We start from the raw sequence: 25,267 nt of genomic DNA, 5'->3' as shown, positions 1-25,267 counted from the left end.
GTCGTCAGGCGGTGAGGCCCGCCTCGGCGACCCGACGCGCGGCGGCGAGCCCGGCCTCCAGGTCGGCGATGAGGTCCGCGACGTTCTCGATGCCCACCGACAGACGGACGAGACCCGGCGTCACGCCCGTGGTGAGCTGCTGCTCGGGCGTGAGCTGCGAGTGCGTCGTCGACGCCGGGTGGATCACGAGGGACCGCACGTCACCGATGTTCGCCAGGTGACTGAACAGCGACAGGTTGTCGACCAACGCCCGGCCGGCGTCGACGCCGCCCTTGAGCTCGAACGACAGCACCGCGCCGACGCCCTTCGGGGCGTACTTCGTGGCCGCGGCGTACCAGGGGCTCGTCGGCAGTCCGGCGTACGCGACCGTCGCGACGTCCGGGTGACGGTCGAGCCACTCCGCGATCTCCTGCGCGTTCTGCACGTGTCGCTCGATCCGCAGGCTCAGCGTCTCGATGCCCTGGAGCAGCGCGAACGCGGTGTCCGGCGAGTTCGAAGCACCGAGGTCGCGGAGGAGCTGCACCCGCGCCTTGACGACGTACGCGAGGCCGTCGCCGACCGCCTGCGTGAACACGGCGCCGTGGTACGACGGGTCGGGCTGGTTCAGCTCCGGGAACCGCTCGGCGTGCTGTGACCACGGGAACCGGCCGCCGTCCACGAGCACGCCGCCGATCACGGTGCCGTGCCCGCCGAGGAACTTCGTCGCCGAGTGCACCACGATGTCGGCGCCGTGCTCGAACGGACGGATGAGGTACGGCGTCGCGATGGTGTTGTCGACGACGAGGGGCACACCGGCGTCGTGGGCGACGCCGGACACCGTCGCGATGTCGAGCACGTTGATCTTCGGGTTGCCGATCGTCTCGGCGAAGAAGAGCTTCGTGTTCGGCCGCACGGCCCGGCGCCACTCGTCCGGGTCGTCCTGGTCCTCGACGAACGTCGTCTCGATGCCGAGCTTGGCGAGCGTGTACTTGAACAGGTTGTACGTGCCGCCGTAGATCGACGACGAGGACACGATGTGGTCGCCGGCGCCCGCGATGTTGAGCACGGCGTACGTCTCGGCCGCCTGCCCGGAGGACACGAGCAGGGCGCCCGTACCACCCTCGAGCGCCGCGATGCGCTGCTCGACGACGTCGTTCGTCGGGTTCATGATCCGCGAGTAGATGTTGCCCGGCGCGGCCAGGGCGAACAGGTCGCGGGCGTGGTCCGAGCTCTCGAAGACGTACGACGTCGTCTTGTAGATCGGCGTCGCGCGCGCCCCCGTCGTCGGGTCCGGTCGGGCACCCGCGTGCACCTGCGTCGTCTCGAAACGCCAGGTCGTCGGGTCGGTGGTCTCGGTCATGGTGTCCGTCCTCGCAGTCCGCACGCGCCGTGGTGACGTCGGGAGGGACGGCGCACCCTCGCGGTCCGGCCAGGCTAGGACCGCCCTCCACCCGCGGCAACGTCGGGCGTCAGCGCGCGTAACACGGCGGCGTCGGGACTCGTCGGCGACCCGCTCCGGAAGGCGCGGGTCGGGTCGGGAGGCGCGGGTCGGGTCAGGAGGCGCGCGTCGCCTCCGACGTCGGCTCCTGGTCCGGGTCGCGCCGGAACAGCAGCGGCACCCGCGGCTCGAGCAGCCACCGGGTCGCGGACCGGACCGGTGGCGTCGCGAGCAGCACGGCCACCGTGATCGCGAGCGCCACCATGAGCAGCAGGTACGGCCAGGCCGAGTGCGGACCCGACAGCACCCCGGACTCCCGGATCGGGTAGAGGACGAAGGTGTGCAGCAGGTACACGTACATCGTCGCCTGCCCGAAGGCCGACAACCACACCCGCCGCCGCGGGACGAGCAGCAGGAACGACGCCGTGAGGGCGCTCGCCAGCACCATGAGCCCCAGTCGCAGGAACCCGGCCCACCAGGCGTCCTGCCCGAGCCCCGAGTACGAGTCGTCGTAGAAGAACCAGTGGTGCAGCTCGAACGAGCGGAACGGCCGGACGAACACGACGCACGCCGTGCCCCACGCCGCGAGCACCACGACCGCGGCCGACCGCACCCACACGACTACCCGCCGCGGCGCGCCGGCCCACCGGTCCATCACCCCCCAGCCCTTGAGCTGCCAGCCGAGGACGAAGAACGGCATGAGTCCGATCGCACGGGACAGCGACAGGGTGGAGTCGACGTTGTCGAGGTACCCGACGCCGATGCTCGCGGCGACCGTCCACAGCAGCGGCCACCGGAGCTGCGCCAGGTAGGGGAGCACGAGTCGGAAGATCCCGAGCGCGAGCAAGAACCAGAGCGTCCACGTCGGCTGCGTCGGGTTGAACTGCTTCCGGCCCTCGACGATCGACTCCACCACCGTCCAGATCGTCTGCATGACGATGTACGGCACGACGATCTCGGCGATCGTGCGTCGCATCCGCACGGCGGTCGGGGTCGCGGACGACGAGAAGTACCCGCTGATCACACCGAACGCCGGGATGTGGAACGCGTAGATGAACGTGTAGAGCGCCATCGCGTGGTCGCTCGCGGTCGTCTGCCGCTGGATCGCGTGCCCGATGACGACCAGCGTCACCGCGAGGAACCGCGCGGTGTCCCACAACGGCACCCGCACCCGCGCTGGTGCAGGCCCGTCGGGAGCGACCGGAGGAGCCGAGGGCGCGGTCGAGAGGACGTCCGTGCTCATGCCCCGCCACGCTACCCGAACGCGCACCATGATGACCGCCCCCTCGGGGTCGCCCCAGTAGCGTTGGACGACAGGAGTCGGCACCGGAGTCGGCACAGGAGGACACAGCACATGGCAGCACGACGCGCGGTCGTCACGGGAGCGAGTTCGGGCATCGGAGCGGCGACGGTCCGCCTGTTCCGCGCGCACGGATGGGAGGTCGTGGCGGTCGCCCGGCGCGAGGACCGGCTGACGGCGCTCGCCGAGGAGACCGACTGCGAGGCGTTCGTCGCCGACGTCACCGACGCATCGGCCGTCGCGGCGCTCGCCGCACGGGTCGGGGAGCTGGGCGGCGTGGACGCCCTCGTCAACAACGCGGGTGGCGCGTTCGGGCTCGAGCCGGTCGAGACCTCGAGCGTCGACGACTGGCGTGCCATGTTCGAGGTCAACGTCATCGGCACGAAGCAGGTGACGAGCGCGCTGCTGCCCCACCTCCGGACCCGGGCCGACGTCACGGGCGGCGCGGACGTCGTGACGGTCACGTCGACCGCGGCGACGGTGCCGTACGAGGGCGGCGCGGGCTACAACGCCGCGAAGGCCGCGGAGCACGCGCTCGTCGCGGTCCTCCGCCTCGAGCTGAGCGGCGAGCCGATCCGGGTCGTCGAGATCGCCCCGGGGATGGTCCGCACCGAGGAGTTCTCGCTCGTGCGGTTCGGCGGCGACCAGGACCGCGCGGACGCCGTCTACCAGGGCGTCGCCGACCCACTCGTCGCCGAGGACGTCGCCGCCGCCATCGTGCACGCGGTCGAGCTCCCCGCGCACGTCAACCTCGACCTCGTGACGATCAAGCCGGTCGCCCAGTCCGCGCAGCACAAGGTCGCCCGGGGCGAACTCCGCACCCGGTAGCGCCCGCGGACCGTGAGGGCGATAGCGTGGCGGGATGACCTGCCCCGCCGACGCCGTCCCCGCGGCAGCGCCCGCCGATCCGGCGCCCGCCACCGTCACGTCCGCGGGTGCCGACGCACCCCCGTCCCACGCCGAGGTGCTCGGGTGGCTCGAGTTCGGGGACGCCGCGCGGCATCTCGCCAAGGACGTCCTCGACGCGGGGTTCGTGCCGGACGTCGTCGTCGCGGTCGCCCGCGGCGGGCTCCTCATCGGCGGTGCCGTCGCCTACGCCCTCGGCACGAAGATGTGCGGGTCGATCAACGTCGAGTTCTACACCGACGTCGAGCAACGGCTCGCCGCGCCGATCGTCCTGCCCCCGGCACTCGACGCGCCGAGCCTGGCCGGCAAGCGCGTGCTCGTCGTCGACGACGTGTCGGACAGCGGCCGCACCCTCGCGCTCGTCGTCGACATCGTCCGGCAGGCGGGGGCGGACGTCCGGAGCGCCTGCCTCTACTCCAAGCCCGGAACCGTCCTCGAGCCCGACCACGTGTGGCGGCGCGTCTCCGGGTGGATCACGTTCCCGTGGAGCGCCCTCGCACCCGTGACGGCCGAATCGTGAGCGTCCACCTGGTCGGTGGCGGCACCGACGCCACCCAGGCCTCCGACGTGTACGGACGGTTCCTCGCCGAGGCGACACAGCGCGGCGCGATCGTCGGCCGGTCCGCGCCGCGGGTCGCCGTCCTCGCGGTCGGCGCACCCGACGCGGCCGACACCCTGGTCGCGCTGCTGGGCGAGGCGGGCGGTGGCGACCTCCTCCCCGACGTCGTCGCGGCCGGCGCCACGTTCGACACCCGCGTGCTCAGCGACGTCGACGGCCTCGTGATCGCGGGTGGTCGCACGCCGGACTACGTGACGGCGACGGTGCCGCTCGTCGACCAGATCCGGTTGCTCGTGGCCGACTCGCTGCCGTACCTCGGGTACTCGGCGGGCGCGATGATCGCGGCGGACCGAGCGCTCGTCGGCGGGTTCCGCATCGGCGGGGTGGACGTCTCGCCGGAGTGGACCAGCGAGGGCCTCGACGAGGTCACGCTGCAGGAGGGCCTCGGCCTCGTCGACCTCGCGATCGACGTCCACGCGGCGCAGGCGGGCACGCTCTCGCGGCTCGTCGCAGCCGCCGAGGCCGGCGTCGTCGCGGGTGGTGTCGCCATCGACGAGGACACCGTCCTCATCGTCGGCGAGGGCGCGCTCGAGGTCCGTGGCTCGGGCAGCGTCTGGCGGGTCATCGCATCGGAGGACGGCGAGGGCGACCAGTTCGTCTCGGTGGCGACGATCGGCGCATGACCGACGGCGTCGCGGTGCACCCCCTCGCCGAGCTCGTCGACCCCGGCTGGGCGCGGGCGCTCGCACCCGTGGAGGACGACGTCCACGCGATCGGGGCGTGGCTCCGGGAGGAGGTCCGCGCCGGACGTCCGTACCTGCCGGCGGGGCCGTCCGTCCTGCGGGCCTTCGCCGACCCGTTCGACGACGTCCGCGTGCTCGTGCTCGGTCAGGACCCGTACCCGACGCCGGGGCACCCCATCGGTCTGTCGTTCGCCGTCGACCCGCACGTCCGGCCGGTCCCGCGGAGCCTCGCGAACGTGTACCGGGAGCTCCGGGACGACCTCGGCGTCGAGCCGCCGGTGCACGGCGACCTCCGGGCCTGGTCGTCGCGCGGCGTCCTGCTCCTCAACCGCGTGCTCACGGTCGGGGTCGGCGCGCCGGCGTCGCACCGCGGGCGGGGCTGGGAGCGCGTGACCGAGCAGGCCGTGCGGGCGCTCGCCGCCCGCGAGGCGCCCCTGGTCGCGGTGCTGTGGGGTGCGCAGGCGGCGGCGGTGCAGCCGTTCCTCGGGGACACACCGGTGGTGGCGTCGGCCCACCCGAGTCCGCTGTCGGCCGCACGCGGCTTCTTCGGCTCGCGCCCGTTCTCGCGCGTGAACGCGCTGCTCGAGGCACAGGGCGCGGAGCCGATGGACTGGACCCTCCCCGACACGGTGTGAGCGCCGGACGCCCCGCCTCGCCGGTCCGTAGGCTGGCGGGCGTCGCGGCCACCGCGGCCGGGAGGGACGGGTGCGGTGCTCGAAGAGGAATACCAGCCGCGTCGGCGGTTGCCCCGGCACCTCCGGCCCGCGACCACACCCGAACCGGCGTTCACCTACGTGATCCGGGCGGCCGAGCCGAGCGACCTGCCCGACGTCCGTGACATCCACGGCCACTACGTCCGGAACTCGTCGGTCACGTTCGACGCGTCGGCGTTCTCGTTCGCGGCCTGGAAGCAGCGCTACGACGACGTGCGCCGCCGCGGGTTGCCGTTCCTCGTGGCCGAGAACCCCTCGGGGCAGATCCTCGGGTACGCGCTCGTGACGCCGTGGAACCCCCGGGACCGCTCGAACCGCGTGGTGGAGGACTCGATCTACCTCCGCCCGGCGTCGGGCGGCAAGGGGCTCGGACGGGCCCTGCTGACCGCGCTGCTCGAGGAGAGTGCGGTCGCCGGGGTGCGCGAGGTCGTCGCGGTGATCGCCGACCGGGCCGCCGAGGCGTCGATCCGGCTGCACGCGTCGCTCGGCTTCACCGAGACCGGACGGATGGCGCGCGTCGGCTACAAGTACGAACGGTGGCTCGGCACGGTCACCATGCAGCTCCGGTTGCGGGGCGGCCGGGGCCGACGCCCGCTCGCATGACCGTCCGCACCGCCGGGAGCCTCCGCCTCCGCGCCGCCGCCGGCGCCGCTGGCTAGGCTCGGGAGCCGTGTTCGAACTCCACCACCTCAGCGCGCAGGACCTGTGGGACTGGATCCGTCGGGGCGAGGCCTCCCCGCTCGAGGTCGCGGAGCACTACCTCGGCCGGATCGAGCGGATCGACCCAGGACTCGGGGCGTTCACCGCGGTGACCGCCGACGCCGCCCGTGATCGTGCTGCCCACCTCGCCGAACGGGTGCCGACGTCCAGGCCGCTGTGGGGCCTCCCGAGCGGTGACAAGGACCTCGTGGACCGGACCGGATTCGTGACGCGGGCGGGCTCCCGAGCGGTCGCCGCGACGCCGGCGGTCGCGGACAGCCCGCTCGTGCGGGCGCTCGACGACGCCGGGACGGTGTCCCTCGGCCGCACCGCGACCCCGGAGTTCGGCTTGTCGTCGACGACCGAATCGCTCGCGACCGGTGCGACGCGGAACCCGTGGGACACGTCGGCGAGCCCGGGTGGGTCGAGCGGTGGTGCGGCGGTGGCGGTCGCGGCCGGGTTGCTGCCCGCCGCGGTCGGGTCCGACGGCGGCGGGTCGGTGCGGATCCCGGCCGCCGCGACGGGCCTCGTCGGGCTCAAGCCGTCCCGCGGGCGGGTGCCGGCGATGCCCGGGCGCGCCGGACTCGGCGGACTCGTGGTGGCCGGGCCGATCACACGGTCGGTCGCGGACGCCGGGATGCTGCTCGACGCCCTCGTGGCGCCGAGCGGTCGCGCGGTCCCGGAGCCGTTCGCGCTCCGCACGCCGGACGAGGGTGAGGGTCCCTTCACGGCCGCGGCGACCCGCGGCGAGGGCCGGTTCACGGTCGGGCTCCTGCAGGGGTCACCGTGGGACGACGCCGTCGACGTGCGGACGAGTCCCGAGGCCGCCGCGGCGGTCGCGGAGACCCTGGCGCTCCTCGACGCGCTCGGGCACGGCGTCGAGGACGTCGCGATGCCGCGGGTGGAGTACGCCCGGTGGTTCCGTGTCGCCTGGCAGGCCTCCGCGGCACGCATCCCGGACGTGCCCGGTCTCGACCGGTCACGCCTGGAACCGCTCACCGCGTGGCTCGTCGAACGCGGACGGGAGCTCTCGGGCGTGGCGGTGCTCGAGGCCATGGCCGGACTCGATGCGTTCTCGGTCGCCCTGGTGCAGGCGTTCGCGTCGTACGACGCCGTGCTCACCCCGACGCTCGCGCTCCCGCCGCGACCGCTCGGCTGGTACTCGGACGACCCCGAGGAGAACTTCGCGGACCAGTGCCGGTACTCGCCGTGGACCTCGATGTGCAACGTCGCCGGGCTGCCGGCGATCACGCTGCCGGTGTCGACCACGGACGCCGGCCTCCCCATGGGCGTGCAGCTCATCGGCCGCCCCGGTGGGGAGCGCACGGTCCTCGCCCTCGGCGCCCAGCTCGAGCGTCGGGTGCGATGGCAGCGGCGGCACCCGCCGCAGTGGTGAGGTCGGTGGGCCGGACGCCGTCCGCGGTGCGGGGCGACGGCCTCCCGTCCGGCGCAGCGGTCGGGCCGGACCTCAGACCGGCGGGAGCGTCGGCGCGGCCGCGACGAGTCCCCGCGTGACGTCGTGCCGCGGGTCGTCGAGCAGGGTCGCCGGGCCCTGCTCGACGATCCGCCCGGCGTCCATCACCGCGACCCGGTCGCACAGCCGCTGCACGACGCCGACGTCGTGCGACACGAGCACGAGCGTCATCCCGAGGTCCTCGGTCAGGCGGTCGAGCAGGTCGATCACCCGGGCACGAACGACGACGTCGAGCGCGCTCATCGGTTCGTCGCCGACGAGCAGCGCGGGCCGGTGCACCACCGCGCGGGCGATCGCGATGCGCTGGCGTTGACCGCCGGAGAACTCGTGGGGGAACCGGTCGGCGGCGTCGTCCGGCAGGTCGACCCGGTGCAGGGCCTCGGCGACGAGCGCCGCGTGGTCGCCCGTCAGGCGGAGGGCGCGCAACGGCTCACCGACGGTCCGACCGATGCGCATGCGCGGGTCGAGCGACGCGTACGGGTCCTGGAACACGATGCCCGTGCGGCGCCGGAACCAGCGCGTCGTGCGCGCGGAGGCGGCTGCCGACACGGGGCGACCCCAGGCGCTGACGCTCCCGGACGTCGGGGCCTCGAGCGCGGTGAGGAGGCGGACGAGCGTCGACTTGCCCGAGCCCGACGCGCCGAGGACGCCGAGGCGCGCACCCGCGGGGACGGTGAGGTCGACGGCGTCGACGGCGGTCCGCGTCGCGCCGGGCTCGAACGGGCCGCGACGCGGGAGCCGGTAGGTCCGTGACAGTCCGCGCGCCTCGAGCGCGGGCGAGTCCTCGTGCTGGATGTGCCCCGCCGCGGCGGTCCCGACCCCCCTCCCGCCGCTCGTGGTGTCCTCGCTCACGGGGTCCTCCTCGCGGTGGCGGCGGCGGCCGCGACGAGCGCGGCGGTCGCGGGGTGCCGCGGCGCGGCCAGGAGGCCCGTCACCGGACCCGACTCGACCACTCGTCCCGCGTCGAGCACGACCGCGGTGTCGGCGATGCGCGCCAGGACGGCGAGGTCGTGCGTGACGAACACCAGACCGGTGCCCCGCTCGTCGGCGGTGCGGTCGAACAGCTCGAGGACCCGGGCCTGCGTCGTCACGTCGAGCGCCGTCGTCGGTTCGTCCGCGAGGAGGAAGGCCGGCTCGCCCGCGAGGGCCATGGCGATGCACACGCGCTGCCGTTGGCCGCCGGACAGCTGGTGCGGGTACTGCCGCAGCAGGCGCTCCGGGTCGGGCAGGTCGACCGCGACCGCCAGGTCCACGGCGGCCTGGGCGGCGGCGCGGCGGTCGAGTCCGCGGTGCAGCCGCAGCGGCTCCGCGATCTGCGACCCGACCCGCCGGATCGGATCGAGTGCCGTCCCGGGCTCCTGGAACACCATGCCGATCCGACGACCGCGGTGGCGGGCGTGCTCGCGGTCCGACAGACCGACGAGCTCGTCGGGGCCGAGGCGCACGCTGCCCGAGACGGCGGCATCCGGGGGCGTCAGGCCCATCACCGCCAACGCGGTCATCGACTTGCCCGACCCCGACGCGCCGATCACACCGACACGGGCCCCGGCGGGGACGGCGAACGAGACGTCGTCGAGCACGGTCCGCCCGCCGATCCGCACGGTGAGGCCGCGCACGGTGAGGTCCGCCGTCGCGCCATGACCCGGACCGCCGGCGTGCTCGGCGCGGTCGACGGCGGTCATGCGGTCCCTCCGTGGACCTCGACCGTGGCGTCGGCGGTGGCGGGCATCCCTGCGGGCGCAGGACGGGCCTCCCGGGCGTCGGCCGCACCGGCGGTCGCGCCGGTGTCGGCATCGAGGTCGCGCCGTCGTCCGGTCAGTCGTGGGTCCGACGCGTCGCGCACGGCGTCGCCGAGCAGGGACAGCGCGACGACGACGAGGGCGATCGCCGCCCCCGGCCAGGCCGCGCTCCACGGGTGCACGCCGATGTAGGTCTGCAGGTCGGCGAGGAGACTGCCCCACGAGGCGGTGGACGACGACGCGCCGTACCCGAGGTACGACAACCCGGCCTCGGCGAGCACGGCCGTCGCCATGGCGAGCGACAGCTGCACGGTGAACAGCGGTGCCGCGTTCGGCACGAGGTGGCGGAGGAGCACGCCGACCGGTCCGACGCCGGCGGCGCGTGCCGCGGTCACGTAGTCGCTCCGTGCGATGCGGCGGATCTCGCCGCGGGCGACCCGGGCGATCGTCACGCCGAAGCTCAGGCCGACCGACACGACGACGACGCCGAGCGAGCCGCCGAACACGGCCGTCAGGAGCATCGCCGTGAGGAGCGTCGGGAACGCGACGAGCACGTCGAGGAGCACGGCCATGCCCTCGCGGACCCACCGGCTCGTCAACGACCCGACGGCGGTCAGCAGCATCCCGACCACCGAGGCGATGACGCCGGACCCCAGGGCGACCAGGACCGTCGTCCGCGCGCCCGCGAGCACGTAGCTCGCGATGTCGCGGCCGACGGCGTCGGTGCCGAACCAGTGGGCGGCGCTCGGGGCTCGCCACTGGTGGAACGGGTCGGTGTCGAACGGGTCGTACGGCGTCCAGAACGACGCGACGACCGCGGCCACCACGAGGAGCCCGAGCACGACGACCGCCACCGCGCCGGACGGCCGGGTGACGAGCCGTCGGAGGAAGCCGCGCTCGCCCCGTCCCGCGGCCCGGGCGGTCACGCTGCCTCCCGGAGACGGGGGTCGAGGAGGCGGTGCGCCACGTCGACCGCGAAGCCCACGACGAGCACGAGCCCGGTGAGCACGAGGAGCTCGGACTGCACCTTCGTCAGGTCCCGGCGACCGACGTCCGTGACGAGCATGCGTCCGACGCCCGGCAGCGCGAACACCTGTTCCACGAGGACGGCGCCGACGAGCAGCCCCGCGATCTGCACGCCGAGGACCGCGAGCACGGTGAGCGCGACCGACGGCAGCCCGTGCCGCAGGAGCGCTGCCCGCCGGGTGAGCCCGACCGCCGCCGCGGTGCGCAGATGGTCGGCACCGAGGACGCCGAGCGTCGCGGAGCGCGTGAACCGGAGGACGACCGCACCCTCGACCGCGCCGATCGTCAGCGCCGGCAGGACGAGGGCGGCGAACGCGCGCCCCGGTTCGTGCCAGCCGTCGAGCGGGAATCCCTGGGTCGGCAGGAGCCGGAGCCGCACCGCGAACACGGCGACCAGGAGCATGGCGGCCCAGACGACCGGGATCGCGGCGACGGCCTGCGCCACGATCGAGATGACCACGCCGGCGGGTCGACGTCGGAGGACCGCGGCGACCACGCCGAGCGGCACCCCGAGCACGAGGGCGAAGAGCAGGGACAGGCCCGCGAGCGGCAGGGTGACGGCGAGCTTCTGCGCGATCTGCGGTGCCACCGCGCCACCCGTGACGAGGGAACGGCCGAGGTCGCCGTGCAGGACCCCACCGATCCAGCTGAGGTACTGCACGACGAGCGGACGGTCGAGCCCGAGTTGCCGACGGACGGCGGACACCTGCGCGGCCGACGCCTGTGTCCCGGCGACGACCTGTGCGACGTCGCCGGGCAGGACCCGCAGCGCGGCGAAGACGATGACGCTCGCGACGAGGAGGCCGACGGCGAGCAGGAGCAGCCGCCCGACGAGGAATCGGGTCACGGGGTCAAGCCTACGAGCGGCGTCACCCCGTGACGGCGAGCTTCGACAGGTCGAGTCGCGTGCTCGTCGAGTTCGTGGGGAAGCCGGTCACGCCGTGGCGGATGGCGGTGATCGTCGTCGCGGTGTAGAGCCACTCGCCCGCGGCGTCCTCGCTGACGATGCGGGCGGCCTTCCGCAGGTCCGCGTCCCGCTCGCTCGTGTCCGTGGTGGCGAGGGAGTCGGCGTAGAGCTGCTGCACCTGCGGGTTGTCGTACCCGAAGTAGTAGTCCGGGTTCGCCCAGTTGCCGAAGTCGCGCGACTCGGTGTGGTCGACCATGCTCAACTCGAAGTCGTGTTTCCCGAACACCTGGTCGAGCCAGGTGGTGAAGTCGACGCGCTTGACGTGCAGGGTGATCCCGACCTTCGCGAGCTGCGAGGTGAGCACGTCGCCGATCGTCGACGGGTAGATGTTCGCGTACGTGAGCGTGAGGTCGAGGTCGTGCTTCCCCGCCTGCTGCAGGAGCTTCCGCGCGTCGGCGGGATCGTACGCGTCGATGTCCGTCAGGTCCTGGTACCCCGGGTCGAGCGCCGGGATCGGTCCGCCCTGTTCGACGCCCGTGCCGCCGATGGCCTTGATGAGCGCCTTCGGGTCGATGGCCTCGCGGATGGCCCGCCGGACCCGCACGTCCGTGAACGGCGCCTCGCGGTCGTTGAAGGCGAGGGTGTACTTGTCGGTCGTCTCGCCGGTGTGCAGCGTGATGCCCGAGGCGCCCTGGAGCTGGCCCTTCAGGGTGCCGTCCACCGCGGTCTCCACGTCGAGGTCGCCGTTCGCCATGGCGTTGACGGCGGTCGACGCCTCGGTGATGTAGCGGAAGACGACCTTGGCCACCTTCGCCTTCGCGCCCCAGTAGCCCTTCCAGCGGGTGAACGTCAGCGAGTCGCCCTGCTTCCAGCTGCTGACCCGGAACGGCCCCGTGCCGATCGCGCTGTCCGAGCGGTCGTTGTGGGCGCCACGCTCGAGGACGACACCCGCGCGACCGGTCAGCGCGAACAGCAGGTTCGAGTCGGGACGGGCGAGCCGCACCACCACGGTGTGGTCGTCCGGCGCCGTGACGTCCGAGACCGACGCGAGGTCACCCGCGTCGACGTAGGTCGAGCTCGCGCGGAAGTCGTCGAGCGACCACGCGACGTCCGATGCGGTGAGTGGGGTGCCGTCCTGGAACCGGATGCCGTCGCGCAGCGTGAACGTGTACGTGCGACCGTCCGCCGACACCGACCGCTTCGACGCGAGCACGTTCCGGATGCCCCCGTCCTGCGTGCGTCCGACGAGGCCCTGGTACACGTTGTCGATGAGCACCTGGTCGAGCGCGGCGCCCGACTGCTTTCGGATGTCGAGGCTCGTGGGCTCGAGCACCAGGCCCACCCGGACGGTGGCGTCCCGGCCGCCGGAGGTGTCGTCCGACGCGCCGGAGCAGCCGGTCAGGGCGAGTGCCGCGGTGACGGCGAGTGCGGCGGCGATGAGGCCGGAGCGGCGCGGCCCGGAGCTGCGGAGCGGACGCATGTCGTGGGGGTTCCTTCCGTGCGGACGGCGGCGGTCGCCGCGGTGCGCTCGGACGAGCGTACCGGCAGGCGGTCACCGGGGTTTCGATGGCTCCCAACGCCGGAGCACGTCCGCGAGTTCCCGCGGCGCCTGGGTCTGCACCGTGTGTCGCGCGGGGACCGTGACGATCCGGGCCGACGGCAATCGCTCTGCGAACCGGCGGGCGAGGGCCTGGGACACGTAGCCGCGGTCCCCGCGCACGAGCAGGACGGGCACCCGGAGGGACTCGAGGTCGTCCCACGCGTCGGCGAATCGACCGATGTGCGCCACCCCCGGCTCGAGGTGCGGGAAGTGGTGCCGCCGCACCCACCGGCCGTCGGGGGCGCGCCGGGTGGCGTGGCGGGCCTCCCGGGCGAGCGCGACGGGGTCGTCGCCGAGCCGGAGTGCCAGGGCCCGCACGACCACCTCGTCGAGGTCGGCGAAGTCGGGTTCCTCCTCGAGGGCGCGGACGATGCGGTCCACGGCGCGCTGGGTGAAGTCCGGTGACATGTCGAGCAACACGAGACCGGTCACGCGGCCCGGCGCGATCGCGGCGACGCGGGCGGCGACGATCGCACCGAGCGAGTGGCCGACGAGCACCACGGGGGGCGTGCCGAGCGCGTCGAGCGCGTCGACGACGGCCGGCGCGACGGTGTCCGCCGAGTAGACGGCGTCCGCCCGCCACGAGGACCGGCCGTGTCCGGGCAGGTCGACCGCGAGTGCCGGTACGCCGAGCAGCAGCGCGGTCGCGTCGAACGTGTGCGCCTCGAGTCCGACGCCGTGCAGGAACACGACGCGGACGTCGTGGGCATCCCGGGTCGCCGCGGCGGTGGCGCGCCAGCGGACGGCGCTCACCGTGGCACCGTCGCCGACGGTCGCGGTCAGCCGGGAGGCCCGGAGCGGCTCCGTCACGCCGAGGTGCGCCGCGAGTGCGGGAAGGTCGCTGAACTCGTCGGGGTCGGGCTCGGTCACCCCGACATCCTGGCAGTCCGCCGATCACCTGCTGGACCGGCTGCGGTGATGTAGGTAAGGCATGCCATACTCGGATGGTGTCGACCCGGTACAGGACCTTCGCGGTGCGCGTCCTGCGCATCACGCCCCTCACGCCGCACTTCGTCCGCGTGACGCTGACGGGTGACGAACTCGCCGACTTCGCCGCCGTCGGTCTCGACCAGCGCATCAAGGTCGTCCTGCCACTGCCGCACGGTGGCTACGAGAGCGTCCCGGGCGACGACGCCGGGGACTGGTTCACCGCCTGGCGTGCGCTGCCCGACGAGCGCCGCAACCCGATCCGCACCTACACGGTCCGGTCGTTCCGGCCGGCCGTGCGCGAGCTCGACATCGACTTCGTCGACCACGGCGACATCGGACCGGCGTCGCGCTGGGTCGGTGGCGCCACGGTCGGTGACGAGCTCCGCGTCGTCGGACCGGTCGTCGCGCGGGGGACCCGCGCCGAGGCCGACACCGGACGGGGCGCCGCCGAGTTCGCACCCGGGAGCGCGCAGCGCGTCATGATCGCAGGCGACGAGACCGCCGCCCCGGCCATCTGCGCGATCCTCGAAGCCCTCGACGCGGGGACCGTCGGGCACGTCTTCATCGAGGTCCCGACCGAGGCCGACCGGCTCCCGGTGGCCGCACCGCGCGGGGTCGAGGTCACCTGGCTCCCGCGGAACGGCGCGGACCACGGCCTCCACATGACGGAGCAGGTGCGGTCGTGGGCGCTCGCACACCGGGCCTCCCGGGCTGCCGCGGCCGCGGCACCGGTCCTGGCGGACGTCGACGTCGACAACGGGATCCTCTGGGAGGTCCCGGACGACGACCGTGCCGACGACAGCGTCTACGCGTGGATCGCGGGCGAGGCCGGATGTGTCAAGGAGATCCGCCGCCACCTCGTCCGTGGTGCCGGCATGGACCGGCGCTCCGTCGCCTTCATGGGGTACTGGCGCCGCGGGCGCGCCGAGTGCTGAGCGGGACCACGACCGGCACACCGAGCCCGGTGCTCGCGGCGCGGGGGCTCACCCTCGCGTACGACGACCGCGTCGTCGTCGAGTCGCTCGACATCGACGTCCCGGACCGGGAGCTCACCGTCATCGTCGGGCCGAACGCCTGCGGCAAGTCGACGCTGCTCAAGGCGCTCGCGCGCACGCTCACCCCGACCGCGGGCACGGTGTCCCTCGACGGCCGGCCGATCCGCTCGTACCGGTCGAAGGCCGTGGCCCGACGCGTGGCGATGCTCCCGCAGACCCCCGTCGCGCCGGCCGGCATCACGGTGCGCGACCTCGTCTCGCGCGGTCGTTACCCGCACCAGGACCTCTGGCACCCGATGTCCGCGGACGACCGCGCGGCGGTGGACGCGGCGCTCGAGCAGACGAGCACCGCGGCGCTCGCCGAGCGGAGCGTGGACGAGCTCTCGGGCGGCCAGCGCCAGCGGGTGTGGATCGCGATGGTCCTCGCCCAGCAGACCGACGTCGTGCTCCTCGACGAACCGACGACGTTCCTCGACATCGCACACCAGTACGACGTCCTCGAGCTCGCGGCCTCGCTGCACGCGGCGGGGCGCACCGTCGTCGCCGTGCTGCACGATCTCAACCAGGCCGCCCGGTACGCGACGCACCTGGTGGCGATGGACCGCGGGCGGATCGTCGCGCAGGGGCCGCCCGCCGAGGTGCTCACGGCCGACCTCGTCGAACGGGTCTTCGGTCTGCCGTGCGTCGTCGTCCCGGACCCGGAGACCGGCACGCCGCTCGTCGTCCCGCGCGCGGGCGCCGCCGCGGCCGCGCGCTCGGCCGCACGGGGCGCTGACGGCACCGGCGGGCGCGCCGCCTCGACCGTCCGTGGGGACGCCGAGTCGGCGACGGTCCGCGAGGCGGACTGACCCGCCTCAGTTCCATCCGGGTACCACGGCCGCGAGTCGCTCCCAGAGCGCGGCACCCACGCGGTCGTCCCGGGCCTCGCGGGACAGCGTCCCGGCGTTGAGCCCGTCGAGGTACGTGCCGGGCCGCTCCTCGACCACGTCGTCGCCAGCGAGCCGGACGAGTCCGACCGCACCCGCCTCCGGCGAGAGACCGTAGTTCCCACCCGTCGCGAACGACATGAGCCGCATCGAGGGGGAGTCGGCCCCGAAGCCCGTCGCGACGAGCCCCGGGTGGTACGAGTACGCCGGGACGCCGGTGCGCTGGGTCCACTGCCGGGTCAGGAGGACGGCTGCGAGCTTGGCGGTGCCGTACGCGCGCCAGCCGCCGAACCAGGGTCGCCGCGCGCCGTCGAGGTCGTCGAGCACCACGTGCCCGAAGCGGTGCGCGAGGCTCGCGGTGACCACCATCCGACCGTCCTGTGCCGCGGTGAGCACGTCCGCGAGTGCGTTCGCGAGCACGAACGGCGCGATCACGTTGCGCTGCAGCGTCGTCTCGAACCCGTCGACGGTCCGCGAGCGGTGGGACACGAGGCCACCGGCGTTGTTGACGAGGGTGTCGAGGTCCGGGACCTCCCGCCGCAGGTCCGCCGCGAGGCCGTGCACGGCCTCCAGGCGGTCGAGGTCCGCGACGAACCGCGGCATCCCGAGTTCGTCGGCGATCCGGGCCGTGCGATCCGGGTCGCGCCCGATGACGACGACGCGATGGCCGTCGGCGACGAGGGCGCGCGCCGCGGCGGCACCGATGCCGGAGCTGGCGCCGGTGAGGGCGATGGTACGGGGGTGGTCGGTCCGCATGGCGTCGTCTCCGTTCCGACTACGGTCGGCCGAGAGTCTCGAGCAGTCGGAGCCAGATCTCGCTCATCGTCGGGTACGCCGGGACCGCGTGCCAGAGCCGGTCGATCGGGACCTCCCCGACCACGGCGACCGTCGCGGCCTGCAGCATCTCGGCGACGTCCTGCCCCACGAACGTGACGCCGACGAGCACATGGCGGTCCTCGTCGACGACGGCCTTCGCCCGTCCGGTGTAGCCGTCCGCCTGCAGCGCCGAGCCGGCGACGGCACCGAGGTCGTACTCGACCGCGCGGACGTTCAGGCCCTGCTGCCGGGCGGCCGCCTCGGTCAGCCCGACGCTCGCGACCTCCGGGTCGGTGAACGTGACCTGGGGGACCGCGGCGTGGTCGGCGGTCGCGACGTGCGCGCCCCACGGAGCGGTCTGGAGGGGCGTCCCCTGGAACCGGGCAGCGATCGCCTCGCCCGCCGCCCGGGCCTGGTACTTGCCCTGGTGCGTGAGGAGCGCGCGGTGGTTGACGTCACCGACGCCGTACAGCCAGTCGGTCCCGTGCACGAGCATCGTGTCGTCGACGTCGAGCCACGCGCCGGGGGTCAGGCCCACCGTCTCGAGGCCGAGCTCCGCGGTGTGCGCGGTCCGTCCGGTCGCGACGAGGACCTCGCTCGTGACGAGCGTCGAGCCGTCCTCGAACGTGGCAGTGACGAGTCCGTGCTCGTCGCGATCCACCCGGACGGGCGTCGCGCCGATGCGGACGTCGACCCCGAGCTCGCGGAGTGCGTCGGTGACCATCTCGCCCGCGAAGGGCTCCATCGCACCGAGGAGGCCGCCGCGGGCCACGAGGGTCACGGTGGTGCCGAACGACGCGTACGCGGTGGCGAGTTCGCAGCCGGCGACCCCGCCGCCGATGACGAGCAAGCTGTCCGGCGCTGACTGGGCGCTCGTGGCCTCGCGGGTGCCCCACGGCGCCGCGTCTGCGAGCCCCGGGATGTCGGGGAGCTGCGGGAGGGAGCCCGTGGCGACGGCGACGGCGGCACGCGCCCGGTGCTCGACGCCGTCGACCTCGATGGTGCGCGGTCCGGTGATGCGGGCGTGGCCGCGGATGAGGGCGATGTCGGCCGAGTCGAGCCACGACACCTGGCTGTCGTCCTGCCAGTTGCTCGTGAACCCGTTGCGGCGCGCGAACGTGGCCGCGGGGTCGACCGTCCCGGTGACGGCCTCCGCCGCGCCGCCGAGCCGCTGGGCGGCGCGGACCGCGTGCCCGCTGCGGAGGAGTGCCTTGGACGGCATGCAGGCCCAGTACGAGCACTCACCCCCGACGAGTTCCGCTTCGACGATGGCGGTGGACAGGCCACGCTTGTGGGCGTAGTCCGCCACGTTCTCGCCGACCGCTCCGGCACCGATCACGATGAGGTCGTAGTCCGTCATGCCGCTGAGCGTACGCGAGACGGGGCGCTCCGCTCCGGGCGGGCTCCCGGCTGGTGCGGACGGGTCAGGAGATGCGTGCGGCGGCGGACAACGCCCCGACGACCCGGAGGATCACACCGAGGTCGTCGACGGCCCGGTCGGGATCCACCGGCGCGAAGCCGGTCAGCGCGGCGCCCACGAGGCGTCGGCCGTCCGTCGCGGCGGCGATGAGGTCGACGAGCGTCCCCCCGCCCAGACCGAACGGCACGGGTTCGAGCAGGCCGTCCACCTCGGACGGGTCGAGGACGTCGAGGTCGACGTGCACGAAGACGCTGTCGGCCCCGGTGGCCACGACAGCCGCGCGGAGGGAGGCCGTGTCGGTGTCGTCCGCGTCGAGGGCGCGCACGTCGGCACGAGCGAGCGCCGCACGTTCGACGTCGTCGAGGCCGCGGGTACCCGCGATGACGACCATCGGCGCGGCGAACGTCACCGCCTCCGGGAACAGGTCGTCGGGGCGGTCGACCAGCAGGCGGACCGCGGCGGTCTCGGCGGCGACGGGCTGCGCGCGGTTCAGGGGCCGGAACCCGCTCGACCCGGACAGGCGGACCAGGGCGGTGGTCGGCGTGCACACGGCGGTCGCGCCGAGCACCACGGCGCCGTCCCCACCGATCGTGAGGACCGGCTCGGCGGCCACCCGGACCTCTTCGCTCACCGCCTCGGCGACGGAGCGGACCGCGGTGTAGCGGGCGACGGCTGTCTCGAGCCGGTCGCCGGCGCCCGCCGGGATCGGAACGGTCGTGGTGGCCGACCGTGGGAGGTCCGCGGCGATCGCGCTCGCGCCGTCGGCGAGTCGCATCGCGCGGGACGACGCCGAACCCTGCCACTGACCGACCACGAGGAACTGCACGTCCCCATCCTGTCAGTTCGGTCCGGCGTCGTCGCCGAGCGGGGCGGTGCGGCTCAGTGTCCGTTCTTCAGGGCCGCCAGTCGCGCCTCGACCTCGGCGTCCTTGCCGAGGTCGTCGAGGCTCTGGAACTGCGCGTCGAGGCTCGAGGCCTGGAGTTCCTGCTGCCCGAGCACCCGGGCCTCCTCGCGGCGGATCTTGTCCTCGAACCGGGCGAGATCGCTCGTCGGGTCCATGACGTCGATGCTGCCGATGGCCTCGTTCACGCGCGACTGCGCCTCGGCGGTCTTCTGCCGCGCGACGAGCTGGTCGCGCTTCGCCTTGAGGTCGACCAGCTTCTGCTTGAGCTGCTCGAGTCCGGACTTGAGCCGATCGACGACCTCCGTCTGCGCGGCGATCTGCGGTTCGGCGTCCTTCGCCTCCTGCTCGCTCCTGATCTGCCGACCGAGCGCGATCTTGGCCAGGTCGTCGAACTTGTCGGCGTCCGCGGTCTTGCCCTCGGCGCGGTAGCGGTCCGCTGCGGCACTCGCGCTCGCTGCCTTCTGGCCCCAGTCGGCGGCGGCGGCGACGTCCTCCGCGTGGTCCTGCTCGAGGAGACGGAGGTTCCCGATCGTCTGGGCGATCGCACTCTCGGCGTCGGCGATGTTGTTCGTGAAGTCGCGGACGAGCTGGTCGAGCGCCAGCTTGGGGTCCTCCGCGTTGTCGATGATCGCGTTGATGTTCGCCTTCGCGAGCTGCGCGATCCGTCCGAAGATGGTCTGCTTCGCCATGGTCGTGTCCTTTCTGGTGGTGGTGTCGTCACTGGTCCCGGAACGCCCGTGCGTCCGGTTGGTCATCAGAACCGGCCGCCGCCGGAGAAGCCGCCGCCGTCTCCGAAGCCGCCGCCGCCGAAGCCGCCGCCGCCGAAGCCGCCGCCGCCGTACCCGCCGCCGAAGCCCCCGCCGCGTCCGCCGAACATGCCGCCGAGCACGAGACCGGTCACGAGCCCGCCGAGCTGCGCGCCGTTCGAGCCGCCGCCGCCCGGCCAACCGCCCATGTCCTGGTCGGCCTCGTCCATCGCCGCGGCGGCGTACTGCTCGGCGGCGCGCGCTGCGCGGATCGCCGTGTCGGGGTCGGAGGTGGCGGCGCGCACGGCGTCGTCGAAGGCGCGCTCGGCCTCGGACAGGCGGGTCCGGGCGCGGGGGCCGATGCCGCCACGCCGCATCGAGATGAAGTCCCGTGCCTGGTCGATCCGGGCCCGAGCGTCACGGAGTGCGGCGTCGAGCGCGGCCGCGGCCCGCTGGCGGCGTTCCTCGCGCGACCGGGCGGCAGCGAGCGCGGTGTCGATGGCGGCGTTGACCTGCGTGAGGCGGTCGAGCGCACTGATCGGATCGCGGGGGTCGAGGTCTTGGCGGAGCACGGTCGCGGCGCGCGCGACGGCGGTCGTGACGTCCGGACCGGGGTCGCGGAGCGATCGACCGGCTGCGACGTCGGCCTCGACATCGGCACGGAGGGCCTCGACACGACCGGCGGTCTCGTCGAAGGTCCGGGGTGCGCTCGCGACGGCCCCGGCGAGCTGGGCGACCTGGGCGAGGGCGTGCTGCGCGTCGCGGACGGCGATCACCGCCTGACCACGGTCGCCGCTCGCGATGGCGTCCGTCGCGGCGCGTGCGCGCTCGTCGGCGTACGCGAGGACGTCGCGTGCTTGGTCGACGTTGCCGTCGACCGTCGCGATGGTGCGTCCGGTCCACCGGCCGCGCAGCGTGGTGAGCGTGGCGTCCGCGTCGGCGACCTGCCGTCTCGCCGTGGGCAGCGCGGCGGTCACCTGGGCCGCGTTCGCCTCGACGCCGTCCTCCAGTGCGCGCAGCGCGTCGAACGCCGCCGTCTGCTCGGCGAGCTCCCCGTGCACGCGGGAGCAGATCTCGACGATGCGCCGCGACCACGCGGCACGGTCGGCGGGGGAGTCCGGCACCTCGTCGTCGAGCTGCTGGCGGAGCGTGAAGGCCTCGCGCACCGCGCGTCGGGCGCGGTCGAGTGCTGCGGTGAACGGTGCGGCGGCGTCGGTGCCGAACTGTGCGACGGCGAACCCGACCTCTTGGTCGGCGCTGCGGATCTCGTCGTCGATGGTGACGAGGGCCACACCGGCACGACGCTCGAGGGCGGCGAGGTCCGCGGCCTCGGCAGCGGCGGCACGGGCAGCGCGGCGGTGGTTCCGGGCCCGGATGACGAGCACGAGGACGACGAGACCGACCAGGACCACCGCGAGCACGACCCAGAGCCACGTCAGGTCGGGCGGTGCCTGGGTGGCCGCCAGTCCCTGCGCGAACGCGGTCGCGGCGCCGTCCCAGTCGTCGGCGCGCAGTCTCGGGACGAGGTCGTCGTCGGTGGCCGTCCGGACGTCGTCCTTCGAGAGGGTCGTGGACGTGTCCGACTGCGTGACGTTGTACACGCGATCGTCGACCGCGACGGAGAGCAGCACGCTGTCGGTGTCGAGCTGGTTCCGTTCGAGCGTCGCGCGTCCCCACGCCGCCTGGTCGGACGGGTCCGTGAACCGCGGCACGTAGACCACGAACAGCCGGGTGTGGGTCTGGTCGTAGAGGTCGTCGAGCGCTTTCCGAACCCGGTGCTCCTGGGCGGTGCTCAGGGCGTTCGCGTCGTCGACGACGTAGGCGCCGTCGAGGTCGACCGGTGCGGTGGCCGATGCGCCGGCGGCCGGCCCGAGGACGGTGAGCGCCGCGAGCAGCACGGTGACGAGCCCGGCGGCCCGACGAGCGTACGGGTGTCGTCCTCGTCGTGTGCTGCCGTCGCGGGTTCCGCGCATCCGTCCTCCTCGTGCCGCGGGCGGTGGGCCGCAGGACCCTGGGACCCCGGAGTCTAGCGAGCCGCACCGCGGGGTGGCCGTGTCGCCGGGCGGTCGGTGGACCGCGTCCGCGCGGGGTGGCGTTCGTACCCCGTCGGGGCGCGTCGCTCCTCCCGCGGGTCCCGCGCAGGACCTCCGGGTCCGGCGTCCATGTCCCCCGAGTTGGGAGTAGCATGGACCGGCATCGGCGACGAAGGGAGCGGGCAATGGAGCGAGCGACCAGGACAGAAGTCGTCCCCCTCGAGGACGGGTTCCACCGGGTGTCGACACCGGCGAGCGGTGTCATCGGGTTCGTGCGCGAGCGCGACGGGCGGTACGAGGTCCTCCGAGGACGGGTGCGTCAGGCGACGCGGTCCGAGGGGATGTACTCCACCATGAACGTCGCGCTCATCGCCCTGACCCACGCCTGATCGGGCTGACCCACGCCTGATCGGGCTGACCCACGCCTGATCAGCGGCCCCGTCGTCGTCGGCCCGCCCCGCTTCGTGCGGTGGTGGGCCGACGCCGTCCGGGCCCGTCGTCAGGGGCATCGGCGCGGGCGACGGTGTGGCGCGTGGCGGGATCACGTGCGCGCGAGCGCGACCTGTCGTCGGACCTCGTCGAGTGTGCGCATGAGCGTGATCGAGTCGTCGAGTGAGTGGACGGGGGAGTCCGTGCGGCCCTCGGTGGCCCACGCCGCCAGGGCGACGGCCTGCCAGACGAGTCCCTGCCGGCCGCGGAGGCCCGAGCGGTCGCGCCAGGCGTGCACGGTGTCCCCGAGGCGGAGCGTGAACGCGGCCGGGAACACGAAGTGCTCGGTGAACCGGACCGTGCCCTCGGTGCCCGCGATGGTCGGGAGCCCGTCGGTCGAGGCGAGCATGGTGGTCGTCACCGACGCCTGAGCGCCGGTCGCGCCGGTCAGCACGGCGACGGACTGGAGGTCCACCCCGCTTCGGCTGGTCCGTCCCGTCGCGTCGATGCGCACCGGTGCCCCCGTCGCGAACTGTGCGAACCACAGGCCGTACACGCCCGCGTCGAGCAACGCGCCGCCGCCGAGCGCCGGGTCCGTGATGCGGTCGAGGCCGCCGAGGTCGTGCGGCCAGCCGACGTCGACGAGCGCGAGGTGGACCTCGCCGAGGTCGCCACGGTCGATGCAGGCCCGGAGGACGGCCGACTGCGGCAGGTACCGCGTCCACATCGCCTCCATCGCGAGCACCCCTGCCGCTCGTGCGGCGTCCGCGACCCGGACGGCGTCTGCGGCGGAGGTCGTGAACGGCTTCTCGACGAGCACGTGCTTGCCGGCGCGGATCGCGAGGAGTGCCTGTTCGGCGTGGTGCACGTGCGGGGTCGCCACGTAGACGACGTCGACCTCGGGGTCGCCGACGAGGTCCTCGTACGAGGTGTGGGCCCGGGGCACGCCGTGCCGGTCGGCGAAGGCCGCAGCCCGGTCACGCGATCGTGATCCGACGGCGACGACGCGCTGGTCGGTGGCCGCGTGCAGGGCGGCGGTGAAGTCGTTCGCGATCTCCCCGGGCCCGATCACGCCCCACCGGAGGGCGGGGCCACCGCGGAGCGGAGGGACGTCGGGCTCGGGGAACGTGAACACATGCCGAGCCTAGGGACGCGGTGCGGTCGGCACCAGCTCGACGCCGGTCGTCTCCGCTCGAGCGGCGAGCACCCGGGTGGCGAGCGTTCGGAGTACGTCGCGGTCGTCCCGTCCGAGCGGAGCGACGATGTCCTCGACCTCCCGACCGAAGGCGGCCGTGACGCGGTCCACGACGTCGCGTCCGGCGGTGGTGAGTCGCACGTGGGCCATGCGTCGGTCCTCCCGGGACGGCACGCGCTGGACCAGGCCGCGCCGCTCCGCTCGGTCGACGAGTCCGGTCACGCTCGACTTGTCGAGGTCGAGCAGGGCCGCGAGTTCTCGCATGCCCGGTTCCCGGTCGCGGAGCACGCCGAGCAGGCGGGTCTGCACGAGCGACAGGTCGTCGGCGTCCGCGGTGCGGGCGAGCGTGTTCTGGACGAGGAACGACAGCTGTGCGAGTGCGTCGACGATCCCGAGGTCGGGGTCCGGAGCAGTGGTCACACGGACATCGTACTTGTGGTGGTACGTGGCACCAACTAAACTGGTTTGCGCCACGTACCAAATTGGTATGGCGCGAGGAGGAACCGATGCCCACCATGCACGCCGCTGTCGTCACCGCGTTCGGCGAGCCACCCCGGAGCGGTGCGGTCCCGGTCCCCGAACCGCGCTCCGGCCACGAGGAACTCGTCGACGTGGTCGCCGTCGGCCTCCTTCCGCGCACCCGCTCGGGTGCGGCGGGTGCCCACTACACGAGCACCGGCGTCCTGCCGATGGTCCCCGGCGTCGACGCCGTCGGACGGCGCGCGGACGGGGCGCTCGTGTACTTCGTCGCAGACGACGACGTGATCGGGACGATGGCCGAGCGAGCCGTCGTCGACCGTCGTCGCTCCGTCGTCCTGCCGGACGGCATCGACCCGCTCCGCGTCGCCGCCACCATGAACCCCGCGATGTCGTCGTGGGTCGCGCTCCGCCGCCGCGTCCCCGTCCGCCCGGGACAGTCCGTGCTCGTGCTCGGCGCCACCGGCAGCGCGGGCTCCATGTCGGTCCGCATCGCGAAGCACCTCGGCGCGGGGCGGGTCGTCGCGGCGGGTCGGGACCGGCGGCGCCTCGACGCCCTCGCCGAGGTCGGCGCCGACAGCCTCGTGCAGCTCGGGGTACCGGCCGCCGACGCCGCGCTCGGTGCGGCGGCCGCCGACGTCGACATCGTGCTCGACTACCTCTGGGGCGCGCCGACCGAACAGGCGATCCGCGCCGTCCTCACCGCCAGGAGGGACCGGAGCGCCGCGCTCCACTGGATCCAGATCGGGTCCGTGGCCGGTCCCGACATCACGCTGCCGTCGGCCGTGCTCCGCGGCGCAGACCTCCGGCTGCTCGGCAACGGGCAGGGTGCCGTCTCGCCGGCGGGCTACCTGGCCGAGCTGCCGTCCCTCGTCGCGGAGATCGACGCGGGCGGCATCGTGGTCGAGCCCGTTCCCGTCGCGCTCGGCGAGATCGAGCAGGCGTGGGGTCGGGACGAGGAGCCGGGGCAGCGGATCGTGGTCGTGCCGTGAACGACGGACGGCCCTGAGCGACGGACGGCCTAGCGACGGACGGCCCTGAGCGACCGATGGTGCCCCCAGGAGGATTCGAACCTCCGCCCCTGCCTCCGGAGGGCAGTGCTCTATCCCCTGAGCTATGGGGGCCCGGGGTGCTCCCACCGTAGCAGGTCCCACGACCGCTCCCGGACACCGGTGACGCTGCCCGGGCAGCGGATGGACGACCCGCTCCGATCCGTCGCCCGCTGCTCGCCGTCGTCGACGTCAGCGCCGGGGCCGGGCCACCGCTGCGTGCCACGAGGCGGTCGACGGACTGTCCCCTGCCCGGCCCCGGAG

The 25,267-nt window shown here is 73.9% G+C and carries 25 protein-coding genes and 1 tRNA gene; 10 read left to right on the top strand and 16 right to left on the bottom strand.

Annotation, left to right across the window (positions count from 1 at the left end; genetic code table 11):
- Positions 1-4: 4 nt before the first annotated feature.
- Both DEI88_RS09400 and DEI88_RS09395 read right to left on the bottom strand, forming a co-directional pair.
- Positions 5-1,339 (bottom strand): bifunctional o-acetylhomoserine/o-acetylserine sulfhydrylase, encoded by a 1,335-nt coding sequence (locus DEI88_RS09400; protein ID WP_111013753.1) that lies wholly within the window; start codon positions 1,337-1,339, stop codon positions 5-7.
- A gap of 193 nt (positions 1,340-1,532) precedes the next feature.
- A complete protein-coding gene (locus DEI88_RS09395; protein ID WP_111071487.1) occupies positions 1,533-2,660 on the bottom strand; it encodes an acyltransferase family protein in 1,128 nt (375 codons plus the stop codon).
- 111 nt (positions 2,661-2,771) lie between these two features.
- Here DEI88_RS09395 and DEI88_RS09390 point away from each other — a divergent pair, with 111 nt between their 5' ends.
- The 6 genes from DEI88_RS09390 (at position 2,772) to DEI88_RS09365 (ending at position 7,733) form a co-directional block, all read left to right on the top strand.
- Positions 2,772-3,545 carry an SDR family oxidoreductase gene (locus DEI88_RS09390; RefSeq protein ID WP_111009229.1) on the top strand — a complete coding sequence of 258 codons (774 nt, stop codon included), beginning with the start codon at positions 2,772-2,774 and terminating at the stop codon, positions 3,543-3,545.
- Between the two features lie 34 nt (positions 3,546-3,579).
- Positions 3,580-4,143 (top strand): phosphoribosyltransferase, encoded by a 564-nt coding sequence (locus DEI88_RS09385; protein ID WP_111009228.1) that lies wholly within the window; start codon positions 3,580-3,582, stop codon positions 4,141-4,143.
- A complete protein-coding gene (locus tag DEI88_RS09380) occupies positions 4,140-4,865 on the top strand; it encodes a Type 1 glutamine amidotransferase-like domain-containing protein (protein WP_111013755.1) in 726 nt (241 codons plus the stop codon). Before DEI88_RS09385 ends, DEI88_RS09380 begins: the two co-directional genes overlap by 4 nt.
- Positions 4,862-5,560 (top strand): uracil-DNA glycosylase, encoded by a 699-nt coding sequence (locus DEI88_RS09375; RefSeq protein WP_111013756.1) that lies wholly within the window; start codon positions 4,862-4,864, stop codon positions 5,558-5,560. Before DEI88_RS09380 ends, DEI88_RS09375 begins: the two co-directional genes overlap by 4 nt.
- Positions 5,561-5,635: 75 nt before the next feature.
- Positions 5,636-6,241: a GNAT family N-acetyltransferase gene (locus tag DEI88_RS09370; protein ID WP_111013757.1), complete on the top strand. Its 606-nt coding sequence runs from the start codon at positions 5,636-5,638 to the stop codon at positions 6,239-6,241.
- Between the two features lie 67 nt (positions 6,242-6,308).
- Positions 6,309-7,733: an amidase gene (locus DEI88_RS09365; RefSeq protein ID WP_111071488.1), complete on the top strand. Its 1,425-nt coding sequence runs from the start codon at positions 6,309-6,311 to the stop codon at positions 7,731-7,733.
- Between the two features lie 72 nt (positions 7,734-7,805).
- Here DEI88_RS09365 and DEI88_RS09360 read toward each other — a convergent pair whose 3' ends face one another.
- From DEI88_RS09360 to DEI88_RS09335, 6 genes are all read right to left on the bottom strand, one after another.
- A complete protein-coding gene (locus DEI88_RS09360) occupies positions 7,806-8,606 on the bottom strand; it encodes an ABC transporter ATP-binding protein (protein WP_111071578.1) in 801 nt (266 codons plus the stop codon).
- Between the two features lie 53 nt (positions 8,607-8,659).
- Positions 8,660-9,493 (bottom strand): ABC transporter ATP-binding protein, encoded by an 834-nt coding sequence (locus tag DEI88_RS09355; RefSeq protein WP_111071489.1) that lies wholly within the window; start codon positions 9,491-9,493, stop codon positions 8,660-8,662.
- Positions 9,490-10,476, bottom strand: coding sequence for an ABC transporter permease (locus DEI88_RS09350; RefSeq protein WP_111071490.1), 987 nt, complete (start codon positions 10,474-10,476; stop codon positions 9,490-9,492). Before DEI88_RS09350 ends, DEI88_RS09355 begins: the two co-directional genes overlap by 4 nt.
- The gene (locus tag DEI88_RS09345; protein ID WP_111009221.1) at positions 10,473-11,423 is read right to left on the bottom strand and encodes an ABC transporter permease; all 951 of its coding nucleotides are present in this window, start codon (positions 11,421-11,423) and stop codon (positions 10,473-10,475) included. Before DEI88_RS09345 ends, DEI88_RS09350 begins: the two co-directional genes overlap by 4 nt.
- Positions 11,424-11,445: 22 nt before the next feature.
- Positions 11,446-12,963 carry an ABC transporter substrate-binding protein gene (locus tag DEI88_RS09340; RefSeq protein ID WP_111071491.1) on the bottom strand — a complete coding sequence of 506 codons (1,518 nt, stop codon included), beginning with the start codon at positions 12,961-12,963 and terminating at the stop codon, positions 11,446-11,448.
- A gap of 72 nt (positions 12,964-13,035) precedes the next feature.
- Complete coding sequence (locus DEI88_RS09335) at positions 13,036-13,953, bottom strand: alpha/beta fold hydrolase (RefSeq protein ID WP_111071492.1); 918 nt, start codon at positions 13,951-13,953, stop codon at positions 13,036-13,038.
- Positions 13,954-14,027: 74 nt separating this feature from the next.
- On the opposite strand from DEI88_RS09335, the gene DEI88_RS09330 reads away from it, so the two are divergent.
- Positions 14,028-14,948 (top strand): siderophore-interacting protein, encoded by a 921-nt coding sequence (locus DEI88_RS09330; protein ID WP_111071493.1) that lies wholly within the window; start codon positions 14,028-14,030, stop codon positions 14,946-14,948.
- Positions 14,945-15,856 (top strand): ABC transporter ATP-binding protein, encoded by a 912-nt coding sequence (locus tag DEI88_RS09325; protein WP_502866982.1) that lies wholly within the window; start codon positions 14,945-14,947, stop codon positions 15,854-15,856. The genes DEI88_RS09330 and DEI88_RS09325 overlap by 4 nt, the downstream gene beginning before the upstream one ends.
- Positions 15,857-15,862: 6 nt before the next feature.
- On the opposite strand, the gene DEI88_RS09320 is transcribed toward DEI88_RS09325, so the two are convergent.
- The 5 genes from DEI88_RS09320 to DEI88_RS09300 all read right to left on the bottom strand — a co-directional run bounded on the left by DEI88_RS09320 (position 15,863) and on the right by DEI88_RS09300 (position 21,793).
- Positions 15,863-16,690, bottom strand: a complete 828-nt coding sequence (locus DEI88_RS09320) for an SDR family NAD(P)-dependent oxidoreductase (RefSeq protein WP_111009216.1) — start codon at positions 16,688-16,690, stop codon at positions 15,863-15,865.
- Positions 16,691-16,709: 19 nt separating this feature from the next.
- Positions 16,710-18,110, bottom strand: a complete 1,401-nt coding sequence (locus DEI88_RS09315; RefSeq protein ID WP_111048845.1) for a dihydrolipoyl dehydrogenase family protein — start codon at positions 18,108-18,110, stop codon at positions 16,710-16,712.
- A gap of 64 nt (positions 18,111-18,174) precedes the next feature.
- A complete protein-coding gene (locus DEI88_RS09310; protein ID WP_111071495.1) occupies positions 18,175-18,996 on the bottom strand; it encodes an arginase family protein in 822 nt (273 codons plus the stop codon).
- 53 nt (positions 18,997-19,049) lie between these two features.
- Positions 19,050-19,763: a PspA/IM30 family protein gene (locus DEI88_RS09305; protein WP_111013768.1), complete on the bottom strand. Its 714-nt coding sequence runs from the start codon at positions 19,761-19,763 to the stop codon at positions 19,050-19,052.
- Between the two features lie 65 nt (positions 19,764-19,828).
- The gene (locus DEI88_RS09300; protein WP_284183518.1) at positions 19,829-21,793 is read right to left on the bottom strand and encodes a TPM domain-containing protein; all 1,965 of its coding nucleotides are present in this window, start codon (positions 21,791-21,793) and stop codon (positions 19,829-19,831) included.
- A gap of 245 nt (positions 21,794-22,038) precedes the next feature.
- Here DEI88_RS09300 and DEI88_RS09295 point away from each other — a divergent pair, with 245 nt between their 5' ends.
- Complete coding sequence (locus DEI88_RS09295; protein ID WP_111013770.1) at positions 22,039-22,242, top strand: hypothetical protein; 204 nt, start codon at positions 22,039-22,041, stop codon at positions 22,240-22,242.
- A gap of 152 nt (positions 22,243-22,394) precedes the next feature.
- Here DEI88_RS09295 and DEI88_RS09290 read toward each other — a convergent pair whose 3' ends face one another.
- Entirely contained in the window at positions 22,395-23,417 is a 1,023-nt protein-coding gene (locus tag DEI88_RS09290; protein WP_111013771.1) for a Gfo/Idh/MocA family protein, read from the bottom strand.
- 9 nt (positions 23,418-23,426) lie between these two features.
- On the bottom strand, positions 23,427-23,897 hold the full coding sequence (locus tag DEI88_RS09285) for a MarR family winged helix-turn-helix transcriptional regulator (RefSeq protein WP_111009210.1): 471 nt from the start codon (positions 23,895-23,897) through the stop codon (positions 23,427-23,429).
- Between the two features lie 86 nt (positions 23,898-23,983).
- On the opposite strand from DEI88_RS09285, the gene DEI88_RS09280 reads away from it, so the two are divergent.
- Complete coding sequence (locus tag DEI88_RS09280) at positions 23,984-24,946, top strand: quinone oxidoreductase family protein (protein ID WP_220038119.1); 963 nt, start codon at positions 23,984-23,986, stop codon at positions 24,944-24,946.
- A gap of 57 nt (positions 24,947-25,003) precedes the next feature.
- Here DEI88_RS09280 and DEI88_RS09275 read toward each other — a convergent pair.
- Positions 25,004-25,078, bottom strand: a tRNA-Arg gene (locus DEI88_RS09275).
- Between the last annotated feature and the right edge of the window lie 189 nt (positions 25,079-25,267).

The sequence above is a fragment of the Curtobacterium sp. MCBD17_003 genome (genome assembly GCF_003234885.2).
Classification (GTDB): Bacteria; Actinomycetota; Actinomycetes; order Actinomycetales; family Microbacteriaceae; genus Curtobacterium.
This window is presented reverse-complemented; position numbering and strand designations above follow the sequence as displayed.

Coding starts and splice junctions, on each gene's coding strand:
- DEI88_RS09300 (WP_284183518.1), bottom strand. CDS start 21,793: ATGCGCGGAACCCGCGACGGCAGCACACGACGAGGACGACACCCGTAC.
- DEI88_RS09400 (WP_111013753.1), bottom strand. CDS start 1,339: ATGACCGAGACCACCGACCCGACGACCTGGCGTTTCGAGACGACGCAG.
- DEI88_RS09330 (WP_111071493.1), top strand. CDS start 14,028: ATGGTGTCGACCCGGTACAGGACCTTCGCGGTGCGCGTCCTGCGCATC.
- DEI88_RS09385 (WP_111009228.1), top strand. CDS start 3,580: ATGACCTGCCCCGCCGACGCCGTCCCCGCGGCAGCGCCCGCCGATCCG.
- DEI88_RS09340 (WP_111071491.1), bottom strand. CDS start 12,963: ATGCGTCCGCTCCGCAGCTCCGGGCCGCGCCGCTCCGGCCTCATCGCC.
- DEI88_RS09390 (WP_111009229.1), top strand. CDS start 2,772: ATGGCAGCACGACGCGCGGTCGTCACGGGAGCGAGTTCGGGCATCGGA.
- DEI88_RS09375 (WP_111013756.1), top strand. CDS start 4,862: ATGACCGACGGCGTCGCGGTGCACCCCCTCGCCGAGCTCGTCGACCCC.
- DEI88_RS09355 (WP_111071489.1), bottom strand. CDS start 9,493: ATGACCGCCGTCGACCGCGCCGAGCACGCCGGCGGTCCGGGTCATGGC.
- DEI88_RS09280 (WP_220038119.1), top strand. CDS start 23,984: ATGCCCACCATGCACGCCGCTGTCGTCACCGCGTTCGGCGAGCCACCC.
- DEI88_RS09395 (WP_111071487.1), bottom strand. CDS start 2,660: ATGAGCACGGACGTCCTCTCGACCGCGCCCTCGGCTCCTCCGGTCGCT.
- DEI88_RS09295 (WP_111013770.1), top strand. CDS start 22,039: ATGGAGCGAGCGACCAGGACAGAAGTCGTCCCCCTCGAGGACGGGTTC.
- DEI88_RS09315 (WP_111048845.1), bottom strand. CDS start 18,110: ATGACGGACTACGACCTCATCGTGATCGGTGCCGGAGCGGTCGGCGAG.
- DEI88_RS09305 (WP_111013768.1), bottom strand. CDS start 19,763: ATGGCGAAGCAGACCATCTTCGGACGGATCGCGCAGCTCGCGAAGGCG.
- DEI88_RS09320 (WP_111009216.1), bottom strand. CDS start 16,690: ATGCGGACCGACCACCCCCGTACCATCGCCCTCACCGGCGCCAGCTCC.